2 protein-coding genes are annotated in these 935 nt (G+C 50.3%); both read left to right on the top strand.

Annotation, left to right across the window (positions count from 1 at the left end):
* Positions 1–181: 181 nt before the first annotated feature.
* Positions 182–442, top strand: a complete 261-nt coding sequence (locus H8711_RS13800) for a hypothetical protein (protein ID WP_015564532.1) — start codon at positions 182–184, stop codon at positions 440–442.
* Positions 439–935: hypothetical protein (locus H8711_RS13795; RefSeq protein WP_249283902.1), on the top strand; the 497-nt coding region annotated here is incomplete at its 3' end. The genes H8711_RS13800 and H8711_RS13795, both read left to right, overlap by 4 nt.

The following is a 935-nucleotide window of genomic DNA, read 5'->3' as shown; positions in this document are numbered from 1 at the left end:
TGACTGAGCAATCCAACTACTCATAGTATATCCTGAATTGCTCATCCTGTCAAGGGGCATGAGTAGTTGTACACGAAAAAGTTACATCTTTTGAGCAGTTCAAATGGACAGGCATTTATCCTGCCGAAGATCATCCGTACCGGCATACACCGGTATGAGGGAACAGGAGTGAGAAACGCAAATGGCTACACAATACAGAAAGGCATACGTTCCGGTTACGCTGGATGTGGACAAGGAAGGGGCAATCCTCCCTCGCCTTATCTGGTGGGACAACGGTGTAATCTTTCAAATCGACCAGATTCTTTACAAATGCCGCGCCACATCCAAAAAGGTTGGGGGCGGAGGCATCCGTTACACAGTTCAGATTCGCGGAAAGGAATCGTTTCTTTTCCACGAAGGAGACAAGTGGTTTGTCGAAGCAAAGGAGGACAACTGCTCATGATTTTATCCCAGCGACAACTTGAAGAAATTGCAGCCTCAACAACAAAGGACTTCAACCGGTTCTTTTTCGGGGATGAGGCGGAAAAGCCCGACCGACCGCCTTTGCCAACGCCCATTGATCAGTTTGCAAAGAATTATCTCGGTCTTCGCGTATCATTCGCCCGTCTCTCGCCGGACGGAAGCATCTGCGGTGTCACTGCATATGCCGACACCGAGTACAAAATCACGGAGTTAGGCATTACGCGCACACTGGCTTTGAAGCGCAATCAGGTTATCTTGGACGAGAGCTTCATTCGCTCCGGAAACGTGCAGCGGCTCTGTGCCAAGCGAAGATTTACCCTTGCCCACGAGTGCGCCCATCAGATTCTCTTCCAGCTGGAATCGGAAGAGGTAAAGGCATCCTGCGAAATGAGATATTCCGCACGGACAGCTTATACGCCGCGAGAGCTGAAAACCCGCGAGGACTGGAACGAATGGCAAGCAAATGTCTTGGG

The sequence above is a fragment of the Ligaoa zhengdingensis genome, from assembly GCF_014384885.1.
GTDB lineage: Bacteria > Bacillota > Clostridia > Oscillospirales > Ruminococcaceae > Ligaoa > Ligaoa zhengdingensis.
This window is presented reverse-complemented; position numbering and strand designations above follow the sequence as displayed.